Origin of the sequence: Paenibacillus sp. JNUCC32, assembly GCF_014863545.1 — a bacterium.
Classification (GTDB): Bacteria; Bacillota; Bacilli; order Paenibacillales; family Paenibacillaceae; genus Paenibacillus_AQ; species Paenibacillus_AQ lautus_A.
Genome location: NZ_CP062260.1, coordinates 3861251 through 3881869 on the forward strand (window position 1 = coordinate 3861251; position 20619 = coordinate 3881869).

Sequence of the window (20619 nt, forward strand, 5' to 3'; positions counted from 1 at the left end):
ATCCCTTCACACCAAAAGGGGCGGACAGCTCCGCCCCTTCCTGAACTTTCATTTGAAAATTAAGCATGTGCCCTGCAGGAGGGAACTTAGTCCTCGTCTCCCTCGGGAAACGTCAGCTCATCGTAGAGCTCGGACACATTCTCCCATTCCTCGTCGTCATCAATGGTGGCCAGCTCCAATCCGCCATCCGCATTCTTCACGATCCGGAGAACCTCGTACTCCTCATCGGTGCGGTCCGGCTGAACCAGAATGGCATATCCTTGACCATCCACTTCAAATTCGGCGGCAATATCATAAACCTCGAGATGGCCTTTATCGTCCTCAAGCTCAACACTCTCCCCGAATGCTTCCTTAAGGGCTTGGGTCCATACGATATTCTCAACCGAAAAATCAGACATCATTCGTCTCTCCCGTCCAGCTCTTCCACGAGCGTATTGAAGGTTTCTTCAACAATGGCCCATTCTTCATCGTCTTCGATCATAAACAATTTCAGGTCTTCTCCGTCTTCCTCATAACGGAAGGCGTAAACCTCGTCGGTCTCTTCTTCTGCAGACTCCCTTGGTACGACCATCATATATTTGGCATCCGAGCCATCCACTTCGAATTTCATGATGACTTCGAACTCTTCCTCGTTGCCTTCATCGTCGGGAATATAAATAATTTCCGGTTCTTCTTCCATACCAATATGCTCATTAGCCATTGTAATCACCCTCACCTTTACCTTTTAGAATCCAAGTAGTTTTGCAAAATCAAGCTTGCCGCCATTTTATCTACAACCTGTTTTCGCTTCTTTCGGCTGACATCGGCTTCAAGCAATGTCCTTTCAGCGGATACTGTTGATAGCCGTTCATCCCAAAGGTGAACGGGTAAGGATAGGGACTCTCGCAACGTGTTTGCGAATTCCATGCAGATTTCGCCCCGCGGACCAATCGTGCCGTTCATATTCTTAGGCAGGCCGACCACAATCTCGCCGACCTCGTTGTCTTTGACGAGTGCGGCAATTCTGTCCAGCTCGCCTTCGTCGCGGCGGCGTTCGATAACTTCAACCCCTTGGGCCGTCCATCCGAACGCGTCGCTGATGGCAACACCGATTCTGCGGTCCCCGTAATCTAATCCCATGATCTTCTTCATCCCTGTGTGCTCCTAACGGTGACTGGCTAAGTAGAACCGGACCAGTTCTTCAATCAATTCATCTCGCTCTTTTTTCCGGATCAAACTTCTGGCATTATTGTGCCGAGGTATATAAGCGGGATCCCCGGACAAAAGATACCCTACGATTTGGTTAATCGGATTGTACTCCTTCTCTACCAGCGAATCGTATACCGAAAGTAGAATGTCCTGGGCGGAAGCCTCCTTTTCATCACCTTTTACATTGAACTTGACTGTCTTATCCATGGAGTCCATGTGTGACACACCTCGCTTCTTCAAAGAACATGTTTACCATGCTTCGTCGAATAAATATTTACCAGCTTGATCTAGTTATATCATAACATAATCCTAAGTCTCTACGGAAATCCAAAGCGAAATATTTAGAGAGTGTTCCAAAAAATTCGGGATTGTGTACAGCAAATGCCGCTTCCCGCTTACGGTCGCCTGCCGTACACAATCTGGACAAATCATGTTTACACGCCCCGGGCTACGAGGTCCTCCGCATGCTGCAGCGCCTGGGCAAGCTTGGAAGCATCCTTGCCCCCGGCTTGGGCCATATCCGGACGGCCTCCGCCGCCCCCGCCGCATACCGATGCGACTTCCTTAACCAGCTTGCCGGCATGATAGCCCTGCTTCACCAGCTCCTGCGGAACCGCTACGACGAAATTCACCTTGTCGCCTGCTTTGGAGCCGAGCACAAGAATGGTCTCGGGCAGCTTGCCCTTCAATTCGTCAGCGATGCCGCGGAGTCCGTCCATGCTGCCGGCCTGTACTTCGGCTGCCAGCAGCGACGTGTTGCCGACCTGCTTCACTTTGTCGGTCAGCTGGCTGGCTTCAATGGCTCCCAGCTTCCCTTGCAGGGACTCGTTCTCCCGGGCAAGATCCTTCACCTGTTGGTTCAGGCCTTCGATCCGCTTCGGCACGTCCGCAAGATTGCTCTTCAGCAAGCCGGCAGCCTGCTTGAGCAGGTCCATTTGGCCCTCCAGGTGCTCATAAGCGTAACGTCCCGTTACGGCTTCAATGCGGCGAACGCCGGAGCCGATGCCGCTCTCGCCAAGCAGCTTGAAGATTCCGATCTGGGACGTGTTGTCCACATGGCATCCGCCGCACAGCTCGATGCTGTAATCCCCGACCTGAACGACACGGACGATATCGCCGTATTTCTCGCCGAACAAGGCCATGGCGCCCATCGCCTTCGCTTCATCAATGGCCTTGCGCTCGATAACGACCGGAACGCTCTTCCATACCTGTTCATTCACGCGGCTCTCAATATCGGCCAGTTCCTCCTGCGTAATGCTGCCGAAGTGGGAGAAGTCGAAGCGCAGACGCTGCGGTTCGACAAGGGAACCTGCCTGATTGACATGATCGCCAAGCACTTCCTTCAACGCTTTATGCAAAAGGTGAGTCGCTGTATGGTTCTTGACGATGTCATTGCGCATAGCCGAGTCGACCTGCGCCTTGACCGTATCGCCCACTTTGAGCTCGCCGAGCTCGACGGTTACGAAATGCACATGCTGTCCATGCGGAGCCTTGAAGAGGCCTTCCACTCGGGCACGCACGGATCCGCCTTCCAACATCCCCTGATCGCTGACCTGGCCGCCGCTTTCCGCATAGAACGGGGTAACGTCCAGAATGACCTGACAGGTCTCGCCTTCACTGACGCTGTCCGCAAAGCTGTCACCGGACACAATGGCGAGCACTTTCGCCTCGCTGACGGTGTCATTATATCCAACAAATTCACTTTTAACCGTATAATCGGAAAGAACGCCGCCTTGGACCTTCATGCTTTCCGTTTCATGACGGGCTGCGCGCGCACGGTCACGCTGTTCCTTCATCGCGGCATCAAAGCCCTCGCGGTCCACGGTCAATCCGTGTTCGGACGCATAATCCTCCGTTAAATCAAACGGGAAGCCGTACGTATCGTACAATTTGAACGCGTCGCTGCCGCTGATGACGGATTTGCCCTGCTTCTTCGCTTCGGCGCTGACGTCAGCCAGGATGTTCAAGCCGTCCGAGAGCGTTTTATGGAACTGTTCTTCTTCCGTCGCAATGACCTTCTCGATAAAGGCGCGCTTCTCAACGACCTCTGGGTAGTATACTCCCATAATATCGCCTACGGTTCCGGTCAAAGTATACATGAACGGTTTGTCCAGTCCGAGCACCTTTCCGTAACGAACCGCGCGGCGGAGCAAACGACGGATGACATAGCCGCGGCCTTCGTTGGAAGGCAGCACGCCATCGCCTACCGCGAATGCAACCGTACGGATGTGGTCTGCAATGACTTTCAAAGCGATATCGTATTCCGTCTTCTCGTTGTATTTTACGCCGGCAAGTTCTGCCGTCTTCTGAATGATCGGCTGGAACAGGTCGGTATCGAAATTGGAAGCCACGTTTTGCAGAATGGAAGCAAAGCGCTCCAGACCTGCGCCCGTATCGATGTTCTTGTTCGGAAGCGGTGTATAGCTGCCGTCCTTGTTGTGGTTGAACTGGGAGAACACGAGGTTCCATACTTCAAGCCAGCGTTCGTTCTCGCCGCCGGGGAACATTTCGGATTCGGGTGCCTCCGTGTCGTATCCTTCGCCGCGGTCATAGAAAATCTCGGTGCAAGGTCCGCATGGTCCTTCGCCGATATCCCAGAAGTTATCCTGCAGCTTGATGATGCGCTCCTTCGGGAGACCGATTTTCTCGTTCCACAGTTTATAGGCCTCCTCGTCCTCCGGATACACGGTTACGGACAGCTTCTCCGGATCGAAGCCGATCCACTTTTTGTCCGTCAGGAATTCCCAGGCCCAGGTGATCACTTCTTCTTTAAAATAGTCGCCGATGGAGAAGTTGCCCAGCATTTCGAAGAATGTATGGTGCCGGCGGGTCTTGCCGACATTCTCGATATCGTTGGTACGAATGCATTTCTGCGAGTTGGCAATTCTCGGATTTTCCGGCTTCACGCGCCCGTCGAAGTAAGGCTTGAGCGGAGCCATGCCTGCATTAATCCAGAGCAGGGACGGGTCATTATGCGGTACAAGCGATGCACTCGGTTCAATATTGTGGCCTTTCTCTGCAAAAAACTCTAGCCATTTGGAACGGATCTCACTAGCTTTCATCTCTACACTTCCTTCAGTCATAATATAGGGATACAATCATTTGTATCCGAACACAAAAAACGCCCCTGAATATAATTCAGGGACGAATGTTCTCGCGGTACCACCCTGGTTATCGTCCATTCATCCTCCAGCATGTCTTCCTTGGATAACGAATACGACGATCGCCTCGTAACAGCTTGATAACGGGAGCCGCCCGGTGAATTTTGAATCACACTCGAAAATTAGCATTCGGCTAGGGACGCTTCCAGGTTCTCGCAGCCAGCCGGAAATTCTCCGGGCAGGAACCTGTTCTCTGGGCAAGGTGCACAAAGCCTACTCGATTTTGTCATCGATTTTAACGGTTATAGGTTTATCATTTCAAGTATATATAGGGGGAATCCATCTGTCAATGCATGAACATGCCTGGTTATCGGCCGAAGGGGTCAACCGGATTTCTTCCTGACATAATAAGCGAAAACATGCTGCAGCAGCACTTTGATGACGGCAAAGACCGGTACGGCCAGAATCAGACCCACGGTTCCTGCCACCTGTCCGCCGACAAGGAGCGCAAATATGATCAGAAGCGGATGCATATGCAGCTTCTTGCCGACCACTTGCGGCGAGATGACATTGCTCTCCAGCGTCTGGCAGACCATATTGACCACCGCCACCAGCAGCACCATCCTCCAGGAAATCGTGGATGCCATCACAAGCGCAGGAGCTGCCCCGAGAAAGGGGCCTAGATACGGGATGATGTTAAACACCGCCACGATGCTGGCCAGCAGCAGCGCGTACGGCATGCCCACGATCATGTACCCCACGTAAGCGAGAACGCCGATGATCAAGCATACCAGAAATTGTCCGCGGACATAATTCCCGAGGGCCGTGTCGATCTCTTTCAGCAGCGTGACGATCGACTTCCGGCGGCTCCGCGGCAGATAGGATACGGCGGTTCGCTGGAACACCTCAAAATCTTTTAATATGTAGAAGATCAGGAACGGAACAATTAACACATTAAACAGGATGTTGATGGTGTTGCCGATATTGTCCATGAAATCCGAAATTCCACCGGCCAGCCTCGACTCCATCTGCAGGAACCAGCTGTTGACGCCTGTCCTTACTCCCGGGGGCAGCAGCCTGCTGTCCAGATTGGTCATCAGGCTTTGGGCGTTCATCGATAATTCAGGCAAGTGCTCGTTGAGCTCCTCCAGCTGCCGGATCAGCATCGGAATCATATTGATCAGAATGACGGCCAGCGAAGTCAGGAAGACGGCATAAATGAGCAGCACCGCAATGCTCCGCGGAACTTTGCGGTCAGAGAGCGTGCATACAATCGGATTCAACACATACGATATGATCATGGCAACCAAAAATGGCGCCAGGACGGCCTTAAGAAAGCGATAGACATCCAGAAACAGCGGGCGCAGCAGCCAGACAAAATAAAGGGAGATGAGTCCAAGCATCAACCAAACCAACAACCGAAACCATTTGTTCTCGGTCAGCTGTTCCACACAGGCACCCTCCTTTTTTCGAAAGCTACCCTGTAGTATATGTACAAGCTTCCAGAAATAAACTAACATTTCCGCCGGCCAAAATGAAAAAGACTCCTGCTACTCAGCCGCACGGGCCTTAAGCAAGGAGTCGTTGATCTTACGCTATGTACGCGTTCTTCAGGAAGACGCGTGCATCTGAGGAAAATCCGGCTGCATGTCATCGCCGAAGAACAAATCATCCAGCGAGCTGAGCGTGCCGTCCTCTTCTACCTGGTATACGGACATTTTCTCTCCGTTAACCGTCAATTCGATAAAGCAACCCCAGCAATAAAACTGGTGGGAGCCGATTTTTCCGATATCTTTGGAACTACAGTTTGGACATTTCATCCTACCTCACCCTATCCGTTCACAGAATTAATGGCTTTTTCCAGACGCTGTTCGCTCATCGGGGGTACCATGACGGCACTCTCGCCGATAGCCATTTCCGCTGTGCAAGGCAGCCATTTGCGACCTTCGATCAAATCCGAGACAAATCCATCGGATATTTCCAACCCTAGTATTGTATTGCCCTGTTCCTGCTCAAAATAAACATCCGATATACGACCGAGCAGGACACCATCCTCTGTCAGGACCTGCATCTCTTTCAATTTGCGCTTGCCCAAAAGGTACGTAAGCGGTATATCGTTGGCGCCCAATTTGCGGACAGCCTCTTGGCTCCGGATCATGACGGCATCTTCCCCGTAGGCTACGATATCTTCCCATGAGACGCTTTTCACATGAGAGGAAAACAAAGCCTTGCCTTCAAGCTCCAATCCGGTAATCAACCAGTTCTCATCTAGTATAAAATCGTGGATTTTGCCGATTTCCTTACCGTTCTCCACGTCGAATACAGCCAGTCCGATCATTTCTTGAAGTTTCATAACCGTGGACACCTCCTCATCCTTCATGGTTTGAAATCAACCGCGGTTCCCAAAAAACGCTGACCGACGGGCAATTTCCAAGGATGAAATGGACGAACGCATACCCCCTATTCCGTAGAAGGAGAAATCCCTTAACATCTATTTACGTAACCGATTAAGGATGGTTCCAATTTTTTGGGCAGTGTACTCCATTTCTTGAGTAGTATTACCCAAACCGAAACTAAAACGAATCGCGGAGCGCAAAACAGGGTCAGAAAGTTTCATTGCTCGGAGTACATGGGATATTTCCAGGGATCCCGACGTACAAGCCGAGCCGCTTGCCGCCGCAATTCCTTCCATATCGAGGTTCATCAGCATCGTCTCCGTATTGGCACCGGGAAAGCTGATATTCAGGATGTGAGGTAGGTGATGTTCCGGGTTTCCATTGATCACAAAAGAATTCTCGCCAATCTCCTGACGAAGCCCGTCAAGGAGGGTCGATCTCAGTTCGCGATAATGCTGGATTCGCGTCTCCATATTCTGCACGGTCCATTCCACTGCCGCCGCAAAACCGGCGATTCCGGCCATATTCTCTGTTCCGGCCCGGCGCTTCTTCTCCTGCAGCCCTCCGAACAGACGGGGAGATACGCTGAGTCCCCTGCGGACGACCAAAGCGCCTACGCCCTGCGGCCCGTTGATTTTGTGGGCGGAGAAGCTCCACATATCCACCGGCAGCTCGCGGCAGTTGATCGCCTCCGAGCCCAATGCCTGAACGGCATCGGTATGGAATACGATTCCGCGGCTCCGGCATAACTCGCCGATTTCGGCGATCGGCTGAACGGTGCCTACTTCATTGTTGCCGTACATGATGGTCACCAGCGCCGTGTTGTCCTGAATCGCGCCCGCAATGTCCTCTACAGAAACACGCCCTGTAGGGTCCACCGGGACATAGGTAACCTGGCAGCCCCGCCGTTCCAGCTCATGGCAAGTGTGGAGCACCGCATGGTGCTCCACCGCTGACGTAATCACATGTCTGCCTTCCACGCCCAAGGACTCCAGCAGTCCCAGAACAGCCAGGTTATCGCTCTCGGTCCCGCCTGCGGTAAACACCAGCTCGTCCGAATGGCATCCCAACAAAGACGCTATTCGATCACGCGCCCCGTTCACGATCTTCTTCGCTTCCCGTCCAAAAGCATGGACGCTCGAAGCATTGCCGTATTGGCTCGTCATGACATTCATCATCCGCTCCGCAACCTCCGGATGAACCGGGGTTGATGCGGCATGATCCAAGTATACTGATTTCATCTCCGTCGTCACCCTTAAATGTAAAACATATAGTTGTCTGCAGCAGACTGTTCATGGTAATTGATCAGATAGTCCAGCGTCGTGGAATCCAGCACTTCAGCGATGCTGTCGCGGATCCGGAGCCAGAGGTCACGCTTCGCCGGATCGTCCTCTTCCGTAAAATCGACGGGGGATATCGGCCCTTCCAGAACGCGGATGACGTCCCCTGCCGTGATGGATGCCGGGTCCCGGGAAAGGATATATCCGCCGTATGCACCGCGGATGCTCTTAACCAAGCCCGCATTCCGCAGCGGCGCGATCAGCTGCTCAAGATAATGTTCCGACAGCTGGTTCTTCTCGGCTATGCTCTTCAGCGAAGTCGGCCCTTCGCCGAACTTGGCGGCCAGCTCCATCATAATCGTTAATCCGTATCTTCCTTTTGTTGATATCTTCAAAGGTGACACCTCTTTCGGTAATTTGTATATTATGTCCATCCTGTACATGAGTTGTAGGTGGCGGGCGAGCGATAAATACGTCGTAATCCATGAGTAAAGCAGCTTATCCTGTATTTTTCTCCGTATTCCGATCATTACCCTCAGCTTATCGTAACATATCCTGGACCCCAATGGGTAATATTCCAGCTGGAAACTCGAAAAATGTTCACCCTGAGTGGACAAAATGAAGCGTGTGAACCTTGTTCCAATATGTTAAAATACCTCCATGGGCACAATTCAATATGAAAATGGTGATAACGATGTCAAAAGAAAAACATAACACTCGTATCGTTGTCGGCATGTCGGGAGGAGTCGACTCCTCCGTAACAGCGCTCCTGCTCAAACAGCAGGGCTATGAAGTGATCGGCATCTTTATGAAAAACTGGGATGATACCGATGAGCTTGGCTACTGCACAGCCGAAGCGGACGCTGAAGACGTGCGCCGCGTGTGCGAGCAGCTCGACATTCCCTACTATACCGTCAATTTCGAGAAGGAATACTTCGATAAAGTATTTTCCTATTTCCTCGATGAATATAAAGCCGGGAGAACGCCGAACCCCGATGTCATGTGCAACCGCGAGATCAAATTCGGCGAATTTCTGAACAAGGCCATGGACCTGGGAGCCGACTACGTCGCTACCGGCCATTACGCCCGCGTCATCGAGGAGGACGGACAGTACCGGCTGCTGCGGGGTGTGGACAGCAACAAAGACCAAACCTACTTCCTCAATGCGCTGAGCCAAGAGCAGCTTGCCAAGGCGATGTTCCCGATCGGGCATCTGCCGAAACCGGAAGTCCGCCGACTTGCTGAGGAGGCCGGGCTGTATACTGCCAAGAAAAAAGACAGCACCGGCGTTTGCTTCATCGGCGAGCGGAATTTCAAGGAGTTCCTTGGACAATACCTTCCCGCCCAATCCGGCGATATGGTGGACATTGTCACCGGTGAAGTAAAGGGCCGCCATGACGGCTTGATGTACTACACGCTGGGGCAACGCCAAGGCCTCGGGATCGGCGGATCCGGCTCCGGGGAGCCTTGGTTCGTAGCCGACAAAGATTTGACCAACAATATTTTGTACGTAGTTCAAGGCGATCATCCGAGCTTGTATTCGACCGGACTCGTTGCCTCCGGAATCAATTGGATTGCAGGACAAGACGCTATGCCCAAAGACGCCTACACCTGCACCGCCAAATTCCGCTACCGTCAGCCGGACCAGGAAGTAACCATAACCCCGCGCGAAGACGGAACCGTTCATGTCGCGTTTGCGAAGCCGCAAAAAGCGATCACGCCGGGACAAGCCGTCGTCTTCTATCAAGGGGACGAATGCCTTGGCGGGGGAACGATCGAAACGGCGGATAAAGTTCCTTATTAATCCGCTGAATGATACGCGAAGAGCACACGCTTGATACGGAATATTCCGTAAAGCGTGTGCTCTTTTTTTGCGTGCTAGCGAAGAATATACTCCACGGCAATTCCCTGCTCCATGCTGGCGGCTACATCGATGAAACGCTGATTCGAGCTGCCCCTGAAAGGAAGCGAGACATCCCTGCGCTCCAACTCGAATTTGCCGTCAACGATGACGTCGCACAGCAGGGCCAATTCGCGCAGCTTCGGCTGCCTCAGCAGCGCTTCGAAGGTGAACCCCGTGTAGGCCCATACGTTTTTTGCGGGACAGAGGGACCTGAGCCTGCGTACGAATGCCGCACATTCTTCCGGGGAGAAGAAGGGGTCTCCACCGCATAAGGTCACGCCATCCAGCAAAGGATTGTCCAGGATATCCTGCAGTATCGCCGCTGACATTTCTTCGGTAAAGGGCTCCCCCGCTTCAAAGTTCCAGGAATCCGTATTAAAACATCCGGCGCAGGCATGGCGGCAGCCGCTCACGAATAGAACCGCACGAAGTCCGGGGCCTTCATTGATGCTCTCGGGGATGTATCCGCACACATTCACAAATGCTTCACCCGATCCCGAACCTCGGCCTGCTTGGCCGAATTGAAGCGCTCCGTATAATTGCCCGTTAAATATCCCGTTACCCTCCGCAGCCGCTGGAAGTTTCCATCCGTCTCCAAAGCGCCGCATCCAGGGCACGCACTTCCGATAATGCCTTCGTAGTTGCATGCCGGGCACCGGTCGACGGGATGGTTAACGGAGAAATATCCGATGTTCTGCTGCAGGGCAAACTGCACGATGTCCCGGAAAGCAGCCGTATTCTGCCTTGCGTTGCCGTCCAGCTCCACATACGAAATCGCTCCGGCGTTGCACAGCTCATGGAAAGGAGCTTCGGAACGGATTTTGCGGTAGGCGGCCATCGGATAGTACACGGGTATATGAAAAGAATTCGTGTAATATTCGCGGTCAGTCACACCCTCGATCACCCCGAAGGTCTGCCGGTCGAGCTTCGTAAATTTCCCGGATAACCCTTCTGCCGGCGTGGCAAACAGCGTGATGTTCAGGTTATACCTTTCACCGGCTGCATCGCAAAACCGGCGCATATGCCGGATGATCTCGATCCCCAGCCCTCGACTGTCCTCATCCTCGCCGTGATGCCGTCCGGTCAACGCCTTCAGGCATTCGGCCAGCCCGATAAATCCAAGCGCCAGGGTGCCGTGCTTGATCAGCTCGCGCACCTTATCCTCCGGCGCCAGCGCCTCGCCGCCTTCCCACACGCCCTCCCGCATCATGAAATCGGACGCTTTGGCCGGTTGGTCGGCCTGCAGCTCGTAACGGTGAATCAAGCCCTCCACCGCAATTCTCATATAATGATCCAGCTGTTGATAGAAACGGTTCAGGTCCGGCACTTCCCGCTTTCCTTGAACGATGCCATGTTCAATCCCGAGCCGGACCAAATTGATCGTATTAAAGGACAGGTTGCCCTTGCCGCTTAGGCGGTTTCGCCCAAAGCGATCCGAAATCGTGCGGGTCCTGCAGCCCATGGTGGCAATAATCGTGTCCGGGTCGCCCGGGTTATAATAGACGAGATTAAACGACGCGTCCACGTTGACGAAATTCGGATAGAGCCTGCGGCTGGAGCACTCGACGGCTTTCAGGAACAGGTCGTAATTCGGCTCGCCTTCCGCCTGGTTGACCCCCTGCTTGCACTGGAAAATATGCTGCGGAAATATCGGCGTCTCTCCCCCGCCGAGCCCCTTCATCGTGGCATCCAGCAGGGCGTGGGACACCAGCCTTCCTTCGGTTGACGTGCACATGCCGTAATTCAACGAAGTGAAAGGAATTTGTCCGCCGGCCCGGCTGCTCATCGTATTCAAATTATGGATCAAGGATTCCGCGGCCTGCTTGGTTTCATTCACCGTTTCATGATAGGCATAATGGTATATTCGCGGATATGTGTCCTTCAGCAGCTCATTGTCTATGTATATTTCGTGATCCTCAAGAGCTATTTTATACGGCCGATCCTCTCCCAGCCCCGCTTCTCCGAAGTAGGCCAGCCCTTTGCGAAAATGCCGACGAAACGATTTGCCGACATACGGCGCGAGATCCCAATCGATTTTGCTGCCGGACACGCCGCCGAATTGGCTGTTCTGCTGGGATTGAAAGATGATGGCTACCAGCGCCATGGCGGTCATGATGCTCTGCGGCGGCCTGACCGATCCGTTACCGGTATTGAAGCCCTTGGCCAGCAACCGGCCGAACGGGATGAAGATGCAGTTCGTCGTTCCCAGCGCATACTGGTCCAGGTCATGAACGTATACATACCCATCCCTCACCGCTCTCGTGAGCTCTGTCGGCAGGATGAATTTGCTTGCCATCCATTTGGCGTATTCGGAGCCGATCCGGCTCATTTTTCCGCTGAAGGATTCCCCGTTCAGATTCGCGTTCTCCCGCAGCAGGTCCAAATCGGTTACCCCGATCACATCCCTGCTGATCTTATAAAGCTCTCCCCGCCGCATCCGCTCCAGATCGCGGGCCTCCCTGTAATGTTGATAGGCAGCTGCTACTTCGGGATAACCCGTGCTTTGCAAATGCTCCACAACGAAATCTTGAATCTCCTCCACGCTAACCTGGTCCATCCCCGCAGTGGCATGGGCAACCTCATCTCCAATCCGCAAGGAAGCATCCTTGCGGGAAACACCCTCTACCGCCATAAAAGCTTTATCCACCGCCTCCACGATTCGGATCGTCTCAAATTTTACCAGGCATCCGTCTCTCTTCATGACCTTCATGAATAGGAACAACTCCTCTTCTTCATATCGTTAACACACTATATATAGTTTTATTTTATCAAATTACATCCATATATAGTTTAGTGCTGTGATATAGGTCACGATGGTCGGTCTTTAAAATCGAATAGGGCTGCACTTACGCGTAACCCTGAAGGGGATACTGCCCTACAAAAAAAAGGCACCTCGGGCGATCCTGGGATCAACATCGGGTACCTTCTTGTTTGACCAATAACAATTTAACTTTCCACAGGAGGCATCGGGGTTGGCGTCGGCTTGGCATAGCCGGTGCTGTATTTCTCGTCGATCGCGGTCCGGATATCCGTTAGGCTCATACCCTCACTGCTCATTTTGGCAGATTCCACGGCAATGTCCAAACACACCCCGCAGCGGGTGCCGTGATCGTCCCACACCACCGTGCCGTCCTCCTGAATCTCATCGATAAAACAGTTCAGGTTGCTCTCATGACCGGCACTTTCCCCGCAGCCGCAGTAACAAGGAATGTATTTCAGGACATCACTCACCTGCGCGGACAAAGCATAAATCGTTTGGAGCTCGCTGGTCTGGCTCTTCAAAAAGGTCGGCAGCTCATCGATCGAAGACGTCGCCTCCTGGATATCCCCGTTGGACAGCTGCGTCTGATGTCCGTGCTCATGCGCCGCCTCGGCTGCCTGTCCACCAACGACCTGCTCCTGGGCGCTTTTTCCCGAACAGCCGCTCAGCATAAGGCCGGCGGACAGCAGCAGGATGACAAACCGTTGTTTCCCTGTTTTCATCATTCATTTCCTCCATTTAATTAAGCTAGCGGCCGTAAATCCCGTTATCGCCTTACGACCCTATTCTTCGCGTCGTAATCGCTGGTTGTGGGCGATCTTGGCTTCGTTCCCCTGCTCCGTGGCCTGATAGAACACCCGGCGGGAGAGCTCCTTCGGCAAATACTCCTGCTTCACGTAATGGCCCGGATAATCGTGCGGGTACTTGTAGCCCACATGTCCCAGCTTAACCGCCCCCGAGTAATGCGCATCGCGCAGATGCAGCGGAACCTCCGCCGATTTCACTTCATTCATGGCGGACATCGCGCGGGATATGGCGGATACAACGCCATCGGATTTCGGGCTCTCCACGGCGAACAGGATCGCCTGGGCGATATTCAGCTTGGCTTCCGGCCAGCCGTTGTTCCGGTAGGCATCCAATGCGCTTACCGCCTGCACCATGGCTTGGGGATTGGCCAGCCCGATATCCTCGCTGCTGGCAGCAATCAGGCGGCGGATGAACACCATCGGGTCCATGCCGAGCTTTTCGACTGCATACAAAAACCAGAACAGCGCCGCATCGCTGGAGCCCCGAATGCTCTTGTGAAAGGCGGACAGCACATCATACTGCGTGGACTCGTCCGCACGCACGGTAGGCCGGCGAATCGATTCCTCCGCCACCTCCAGCGTGATATGGACCGTACCGCTTGCGTCCGGCGGCGTCGTCATCGCGGCCAGCTCCAGCGCATTGAGTGCACGCCGGATATCCCCGTTCGCCATGGCTGCAATGTGCTCCAGCGCTTCCTCATCGGCCTTGAGATCCATGAACCCAAGACCCTTTTCCTGATCGATCAGCGCGCGCCGCATCGCGATCATGGAATGGTCCTTGGTCAGCGGCTGAAGCTGAAACAAAGTGGACCGGCTCATTAGAGCCCCGTTGACATAATGAAAGGGGTTCTCGGTCGTCGCGCCGATAAATATGATGGTGCCGTTCTCCACGGCAGGCAGCAGGGCATCCTGTCTGGAGCTGTTGAAGCGGTGCACCTCATCCAAAAACAGGATCGTTTTGGTGCCGTACAGGCTGCGGTTGCTCTGGGCTTGTTCAATGACTTCCCTAACGTCCTTGACCGTGGCTTCCACCGCGTTCAGCCGAACGAAATGCCCCTTCGTTTGCTGGGATATGATATGCGCAAGCGTTGTTTTGCCGCATCCCGGCGGGCCGTACAATAAAATCGACGAGACCTGGTCTGCCTCTATGGCCCGCCGGAGCAGTTTGCCCGGTCCGATAATATGCTCTTGTCCTATATATTCATCCAGCGACGAAGGGCGCATCCGATCGGCCAGCAGCCGGGAGTCCCGGTCCCCTTCACGCCCGATACTGAATAAATCCATGGCTACACTTCCTTGTCTGATATCGATGCAAAAATAAGTCGTTTCCATTCAATCCATCACGCTCTATCATATCATATTCGAATTCGCCGTGCCTGCGCTGCGGCAACTTCCTGTCCTACGCTTCATTCGTCCCATGGCTCGGATATTGCATTTTATTTTGATCATATCCAACTTTTATCGAACCGGAAGCGTTTCATATAATAGGGAAGCGTTTGAAAAGCCTGATCTGGGGAGAATGTGATGACGACTCGCAAAAAATCCGTACGCAAATTGTATAACGCGGTGATCCATATGACGTTCAGTATACTGGGGCTCTACCTTCATGCCAGCACCTATCATCTTTTACAAGAAACATTCGGCCCCGGTTACCTCGACGATGAGAGACTGGCGATGAACCTGCTGTATGCCGTTCTTATCCTGCAGTTCCTGCTCGGCTTGTACGTCTTCATACGTTCAGCCATCATGCTTTACGAGTACAGGCAGGGAATCCGGGGTGAGGATGACGACGAGGTCTTGTTATGAAGCGTGTCGCTTAACCACTATCCACGAAGGGAGACTATGGAATTGAAACGAAAGCCTATGCGAAAAATGACCCTCTTCATCCTTCTGGCCGCTGCCTGTTCCATCCTTGCTGTCTGGACTTTGATCCGGTTTATCGAAAATCTGGGCTCCTCCTACCAAATGCTTGGTTAACCCCCTAGCAAGCCCCTGCACAACAAAAAAAGTCCCGCAGAGGCTAACACATGCTGCCATGTGAATCCCTGCGGGACTTCCGACTCTCTCTATTGACATTCCGGGAGCCGACAGCCGCTGCGCAATCGCACGATTAGTCCGCCGGCCAACCGTTCGCCATGATCTCTGAATTCTCTGCCATGATATACGAAGGCAGCGGCTCCCCGTGCAGCAGCCACAGCTCATGCAGTGCACGCGTACAGCCTACATACATTAGCTTGGCATCCCAAGCTTTCTCCGCGTAATGCGCCCGATCCGCATCCGCCACCACAACGGCATCGAACTCAAGCCCTTTGGACAAGTACACGGGGAGCACGGAATATCCGCCCTGATACGTTCCTTTGCTGCCATCGATCAGATTCAACATCGGCCAGGACGGGCTTAACTCCTCATGCAGCTCTTTCGCTTCCCGCAAGGTGCGGGTGAGAATGGCTACCGTCCGGTATTCCTTGGCAATGAGCGCCCCCATGGCCCGCTCCAAATCCTTCCTTCTGGCGTTCGCGGCATCATAAGGAATGAGGCGGACGGCATCGCCGCTACGGAATACGGGCACGGCGAGCAGGTCGCTTGCGACCCCCTTCTCCAGTATCCCATTGGCAAATTCAATGATCTCCATCGTGGAACGGTAACTGCGCGTCAGCGCAAAATAAGCCGTTTCCTCTTCCTTGAACAGGGAGCTCATTTCTTCCCATGCATGCACGCCGCGATACGCATGAATGCCCTGCGACAGATCGCCTAGTATGGTGAAGGAATGTCCTCTTACGAACAGATCCAGCACAGCCACCTGAAACGGAGAGAAATCCTGGGCTTCATCGATGACGATGTGGTCAAACCGCTGCTCTGAGGAAATATCGTTCAGCAAGCAGTGGAAATACAGCAGGGCAGGCAAATCCTCTTCCCGGACCACATTCTTCTTCAGATCTTTGCGCGTTGCGGCCAGTACCTCCGGCGGAATAAGAGCGGAGAGCTCTTCGACCCAGGAGCCGGCCGCCTTGACAGCTTCAAACAATTGCTTATATAGGGAAATCGGCTCAAATTTCGGCCAGCGATTGGCATAAGCTTTTTCGCGTTGTGCCGCTTTTTTCTTCCGTTCTTTCATCACGGCCGCCGATGGCGATTTCTTCAGCTCCATCTCGACCCAGCGATGCAATCTGGCGAGCAGCCGTTCCTTTCGTTTCGCCAGCGGATAGGGCTTATATTCCTGGTAGAACCATTCCGCAATCGTCTCCTGCTTCAGGATGGCTCCATCCCATGGAGAGAAATCCCCGTCCGGAAGGGCCTCTGCTTCGATGTACTCCACGCACCGCCGCACGATATCCATCAGCCTTAAGGAGCCTTTATAGCGCCCGCTCACATTATCGTCGATATCCGGCGTCCCTTGGCCCGGTTCCGTCTCGAACCACTGATGAAGCGTCTGCGCATGATCCTCCGAGGACAGCTGAATATCAAGCAGCTTCGCCGCCCAATCGCCAAAGGTCCGCTGCTGAATATCGCCAACTCCGAGCTCGGGCAGCACATCGGATATGTAATCCAGGAACATGAGGTTTGGCGCGAATATGATCATTTTCTCGGCCGTTACCTGCTCCTTGTACTGGTAGAGCAAATAAGCCAGCCGATGCAGCGCCACCGTCGTTTTTCCGCTTCCCGCCACCCCTTGGATGATGAGGGCGGTGTTCTTGGCCGCCCGGATGATTTTATCCTGCTCCGCTTGGATCGTGGACACGATATCCCGCAGCCGGTTATCCTTGTTCTCACCGAGACGGTAGACCAAAAACTCATCGGATACGGCAGGTCCGCCGCTTTCCCGATTGTACGTGTCCGATACCCGCTCCAAAATTTGCTTGCGGATCACGACGTTTCGTTTTAAATACACAAGCCCCTCGATGATTCCTTCGGGCGCTTCGAATGAAGCCGGATCGGTACCGCCCGTAAAGGAGTAGAATAGACTCGCGACCGGAGCCCGCCAATCAATCACCATCGGGTGATCACCAGCGTCCGCCTTGTCGAAGCCTATCTTCCCGATGTAGAGCGGTTTCTTCGCCCCCGTTCCGTTCTCTTGAAAATCCAGCCTTCCGAAATAAGGCTCCGGCAAGCTTTTGGCGAGGGCCTGCCGTTTCTCTTCCCGGCCTGCCTCGAGCACCTGCTCCGTAAAATCATGGCCCGTGTATACCGGAATACCGCGCAGCCGTTCAAGCTGACGGTCAATTTCAACGATAACCTCGTTTAGCCTTGACTCTTCTTCTTGATAGGCACTTTGAAAAGATTCTGACACTTTCAGTTACCTCCTAAGAACATATTTTTTCGTATCGAAGTCTGGCTTTAGGGCCGTGACACAAAAAGGAGTTCCATTGTAGCACAACTCGCCGGGATATACTAGCAAAGCGCTGTCACAGGAATTGTATTGTTTGGGTTTGCTGTCCTATTCGCTTGTCCACGGCAGCAAAAAACGCAGCGTCCATTGCTGGACACTGCGTTTGGTTAACCACGCTCAATTTTGCCGAAAGGCTGTTCTTCCTTTCTGCCTTCCTTTTGTCTATCGTTTTCTCGATCCGAGTTTAAATGTGTCCGGACACCCCGTTACAACGAGACGCCGCCTTTTTCGAGCAGCTCTTTCACCGTCACGCTGACCATGATCAGTCCCGCCACAGGCGGCACGAATGCATTGCTTGCCGGCGGCTGCTTCGCCTTCCGGATTTCCGGAGCATTCTCGGGCACGATTTTCTCCGTCACGTCCTGGCGGGGTTTCATCGGCTCTTCCAGAGAGAACACGACCTTGACCCCTTTCTTAATGCCGTCCTTGCGCAGCTTGGTGCGCACGATCCGGGCAATCGGGTCCATGGAGGTTTTGGAGATGTCGGCCACCTGGAACTTCGTCGGGTCCATTTTGTTGGCCGCGCCCATGCTGGAGATGATCGGAATGCCGCGACGCAGGCACTCCTTGATTAAATGCACTTTATAAATAATCGTATCCGAGGCATCGATCACATAATCCAGCTCGTACTTAAACAGCTCTTCATACGTTTCTTCGGTGTAGAACATGTTCAGGGCGATCGCTTCACATTCCGGATTGATCAGTTTGACCCGATCGACCATCAAATCGGCTTTCTTCTGACCCACCGTCGTCGTTAACGCGTGGATCTGCCGATTGATGTTCGTGATGTCCACCACGTCTTTGTCGATCAGAATGATGCGGCCGACTCCGGTTCGGGCGAGGGCCTCCACCGCAATGGAACCCACGCCGCCGATACCGAGCACCGCCACGGTGCTGTTCTTCATCACTTCAAGGCCTTCGGGACCGATGGCTAATTCCGTTCGGGAAAATTGGTGCAGCATAATTCAAGCAACCTCCTTTATCAAGAACAACAGGCTTATTTTTTCTCGTCGCCCGGCTTCTTGGCGAGTTTGATATGCAGCTGCTCCAGCTGTCCTCCGTCCACCTGGGAAGGAGCGTCCATCAACAGATCCGTTGCGCTTGCCGTTTTCGGGAACGCAATCGTTTCACGCAGATTGGTGCGTCCGGCAAGCAGCATGACCAAACGGTCCAACCCGAAGGCGATTCCGCCGTGCGGAGGCGTGCCGTACTCAAAGGCGTCCATAAGATAGCCGAATTTGTCGTGCGCCACTTCCGGCGACATGCCAAGAGCCGCAAACATTTTCTCTTGGATCTCGCGTTTGTAAATCCGCATGGAACCGCCGCCTACTTCGTATCCGTTCAGAACGATGTCGTAAGCCTCGGCGCGTACGGCAAGCGGATCCGTATCCATCAATTCCAGATCCTCGTCTTTTGGACGGGTGAACGGATGATGCTCGGCCACATAGCGCTTCGCCTCTTCGTCATAGCTGAACAGCGGGAAGTCCAGCACCCAAGCAAACTTGTATTCGTTGTCGTTGATCAGGCCAAGCTGGCGTCCGATTTTCAAACGGAGCGCGCCAAGCACGTCGGCAACCACTTTTTTGTTGTCTGCAGAGAACAGCAGCAGGTCTCCGTCTTCGGCTCCCGTGCGTTCTCTTACCGCTTCAATCTCCTGCTCGCTGAAGAATTTCACGATTGGCCCTTTGAATTCGCCCTCTTTCACTTGAATCCAGGCAAGCCCTTTCGCTCCGTAACGGGCTGCATACGGTCCCAGATCGTCAATTTCCTTACGGGTCCAGGTGCCGCAGCCTTTAGCGTTCAAACACTTCACTTCGCCGCCTTTTTCAATGACGGAAGAGAATACTTTGACGCCGCTGCTTGCAACGATATCGTTCATTTCGATCAGTTCCATGCCGAAGCGGAGATCCGGCTTATCGGAGCCATATTTGCCCATGGCGTCGGCATAACTGATACGCTGGAACGGCGTCGCCAGCTCAACGCCGATGGTTTCCTTGAACAGCTTCACCATCAGCTGCTCCATCATGTTCAGCAGGTCTTCCCGATCCATGAAGGATGTCTCGATGTCGACCTGGGTAAACTCCGGCTGACGGTCGGCCCGCAAGTCTTCGTCACGGAAGCAGCGCGCAATTTGGTAGTAACGCTCAAGCCCGCTCACCATAAGGAGCTGCTTGTAGATTTGCGGGGATTGCGGAAGCGCAAAGAATTCGCCAGCGTGTACGCGGCTCGGCACGAGATAGTCGCGCGCGCCTTCCGGCGAGCTCTTGGTCAGAATTGGCGTCTCCACATCCACGAAGCCCTCATCATCGAGGAAGTCGCGGAATACTTTCGATGCTTTGGAGCGCAGCATCAGCGTTTTTTGCATCTCCGGACGGCGAAGGTCCAGATAACGATACTTCAGGCGGAGCTGCTCATCCACTTCCACGCCGTCTTCGATAAAGAACGGAGGCGTTTTGGCTGCGTTCAGCACTTCGATGCTGGTTACTTGTACTTCGATTTCGCCTGTCGGCAGGTTCGGGTTGAACGTTTCCGGATCGCGCTTTACGACTTTCCCGGATACGGCCACCACGAATTCGCTGCGGACTTTATCGGCAACGGCCAAAGCCTCGCCGGAGAAATCCGGGTTAAATACGATTTGCATGATGCCGCTGCGATCGCGCAGATCGATGAACAGCACGCCGCCCAAGTCGCGGCGGGTTTGTACCCATCCGTTCAGTGTTACAGCTTCTCCAATGTTTGCGGTTGTCAGGTGACCGCAATGATGCGTCCTTTTCATCGGTTATCATTCCCCTTTAGT

Annotated in this window: 19 protein-coding genes; 2 read left to right on the forward strand and 17 right to left on the reverse strand. The window is 53.5% G+C overall.

What is annotated here, in order from left to right:
• Positions 1-86: 86 nt before the first annotated feature.
• From JNUCC32_RS17365 to cymR, 10 genes are all read right to left on the reverse strand, one after another.
• The gene (locus tag JNUCC32_RS17365; protein ID WP_175320776.1) at positions 87-398 is read right to left on the reverse strand and encodes a DUF1292 domain-containing protein; all 312 of its coding nucleotides are present in this window, start codon (positions 396-398) and stop codon (positions 87-89) included.
• Entirely contained in the window at positions 398-700 is a 303-nt protein-coding gene (locus JNUCC32_RS17370) for a DUF1292 domain-containing protein (protein ID WP_015734061.1), read from the reverse strand. The genes JNUCC32_RS17365 and JNUCC32_RS17370 overlap by 1 nt, the downstream gene beginning before the upstream one ends.
• 17 nt (positions 701-717) lie before the next feature.
• Positions 718-1131 carry a Holliday junction resolvase RuvX gene (gene ruvX, locus JNUCC32_RS17375; protein WP_015734060.1) on the reverse strand — a complete coding sequence of 138 codons (414 nt, stop codon included), beginning with the start codon at positions 1129-1131 and terminating at the stop codon, positions 718-720.
• A 12-nt stretch (positions 1132-1143) separates the two neighbouring features.
• Positions 1144-1404: an IreB family regulatory phosphoprotein gene (locus JNUCC32_RS17380; RefSeq protein WP_006208869.1), complete on the reverse strand. Its 261-nt coding sequence runs from the start codon at positions 1402-1404 to the stop codon at positions 1144-1146.
• A gap of 218 nt (positions 1405-1622) precedes the next feature.
• Positions 1623-4250 carry an alanine--tRNA ligase gene (gene alaS / locus JNUCC32_RS17385; protein WP_192569301.1) on the reverse strand — a complete coding sequence of 876 codons (2628 nt, stop codon included), beginning with the start codon at positions 4248-4250 and terminating at the stop codon, positions 1623-1625.
• A gap of 422 nt (positions 4251-4672) precedes the next feature.
• Positions 4673-5740 carry an AI-2E family transporter gene (locus JNUCC32_RS17390; RefSeq protein WP_009592785.1) on the reverse strand — a complete coding sequence of 356 codons (1068 nt, stop codon included), beginning with the start codon at positions 5738-5740 and terminating at the stop codon, positions 4673-4675.
• 159 nt (positions 5741-5899) lie between these two features.
• Positions 5900-6109, reverse strand: a complete 210-nt coding sequence (locus tag JNUCC32_RS17395; RefSeq protein ID WP_015734058.1) for a hypothetical protein — start codon at positions 6107-6109, stop codon at positions 5900-5902.
• 11 nt (positions 6110-6120) lie between these two features.
• A complete protein-coding gene (locus JNUCC32_RS17400) occupies positions 6121-6642 on the reverse strand; it encodes a PRC-barrel domain-containing protein (RefSeq protein ID WP_009592754.1) in 522 nt (173 codons plus the stop codon).
• A gap of 138 nt (positions 6643-6780) precedes the next feature.
• Positions 6781-7926, reverse strand: a complete 1146-nt coding sequence (locus tag JNUCC32_RS17405; protein ID WP_096772945.1) for a cysteine desulfurase family protein — start codon at positions 7924-7926, stop codon at positions 6781-6783.
• A gap of 14 nt (positions 7927-7940) precedes the next feature.
• A complete protein-coding gene (cymR, locus tag JNUCC32_RS17410; RefSeq protein ID WP_015734056.1) occupies positions 7941-8360 on the reverse strand; it encodes a cysteine metabolism transcriptional regulator CymR in 420 nt (139 codons plus the stop codon).
• A gap of 299 nt (positions 8361-8659) precedes the next feature.
• Between cymR and mnmA the strand changes: the two genes are divergently transcribed.
• Positions 8660-9769: a tRNA 2-thiouridine(34) synthase MnmA gene (gene mnmA / locus JNUCC32_RS17415; RefSeq protein ID WP_186326400.1), complete on the forward strand. Its 1110-nt coding sequence runs from the start codon at positions 8660-8662 to the stop codon at positions 9767-9769.
• Positions 9770-9843: 74 nt separating this feature from the next.
• Here the strand turns inward: mnmA and nrdG are convergent, their stop codons facing one another.
• The 4 genes from nrdG to JNUCC32_RS17435 form a co-directional block, all read right to left on the reverse strand.
• Positions 9844-10347: an anaerobic ribonucleoside-triphosphate reductase activating protein gene (gene nrdG, locus JNUCC32_RS17420; RefSeq protein ID WP_192569302.1), complete on the reverse strand. Its 504-nt coding sequence runs from the start codon at positions 10345-10347 to the stop codon at positions 9844-9846.
• Positions 10344-12578 (reverse strand): anaerobic ribonucleoside triphosphate reductase, encoded by a 2235-nt coding sequence (locus tag JNUCC32_RS17425; RefSeq protein ID WP_192569303.1) that lies wholly within the window; start codon positions 12576-12578, stop codon positions 10344-10346. The genes nrdG and JNUCC32_RS17425 overlap by 4 nt, the downstream gene beginning before the upstream one ends.
• 236 nt (positions 12579-12814) lie before the next feature.
• Positions 12815-13354 carry a PCYCGC domain-containing protein gene (locus JNUCC32_RS17430; RefSeq protein ID WP_192569304.1) on the reverse strand — a complete coding sequence of 180 codons (540 nt, stop codon included), beginning with the start codon at positions 13352-13354 and terminating at the stop codon, positions 12815-12817.
• 57 nt (positions 13355-13411) lie between these two features.
• Positions 13412-14719, reverse strand: a complete 1308-nt coding sequence (locus JNUCC32_RS17435) for a replication-associated recombination protein A (protein WP_192569305.1) — start codon at positions 14717-14719, stop codon at positions 13412-13414.
• Positions 14720-14959: 240 nt separating this feature from the next.
• Between JNUCC32_RS17435 and JNUCC32_RS17440 the strand changes: the two genes are divergently transcribed.
• Entirely contained in the window at positions 14960-15241 is a 282-nt protein-coding gene (locus JNUCC32_RS17440; protein WP_192569306.1) for a hypothetical protein, read from the forward strand.
• A 304-nt stretch (positions 15242-15545) separates the two neighbouring features.
• Here JNUCC32_RS17440 and JNUCC32_RS17445 read toward each other — a convergent pair whose 3' ends face one another.
• From JNUCC32_RS17445 to aspS, 3 genes are all read right to left on the reverse strand, one after another.
• A complete protein-coding gene (locus tag JNUCC32_RS17445) occupies positions 15546-17723 on the reverse strand; it encodes a HelD family protein (RefSeq protein ID WP_192569307.1) in 2178 nt (725 codons plus the stop codon).
• Positions 17724-18028: 305 nt separating this feature from the next.
• The gene (locus JNUCC32_RS17450) at positions 18029-18784 is read right to left on the reverse strand and encodes a tRNA threonylcarbamoyladenosine dehydratase (protein ID WP_009592791.1); all 756 of its coding nucleotides are present in this window, start codon (positions 18782-18784) and stop codon (positions 18029-18031) included.
• Between the two features lie 35 nt (positions 18785-18819).
• Positions 18820-20598, reverse strand: coding sequence for an aspartate--tRNA ligase (gene aspS / locus JNUCC32_RS17455; RefSeq protein WP_192569308.1), 1779 nt, complete (start codon positions 20596-20598; stop codon positions 18820-18822).
• Between the last annotated feature and the right edge of the window lie 21 nt (positions 20599-20619).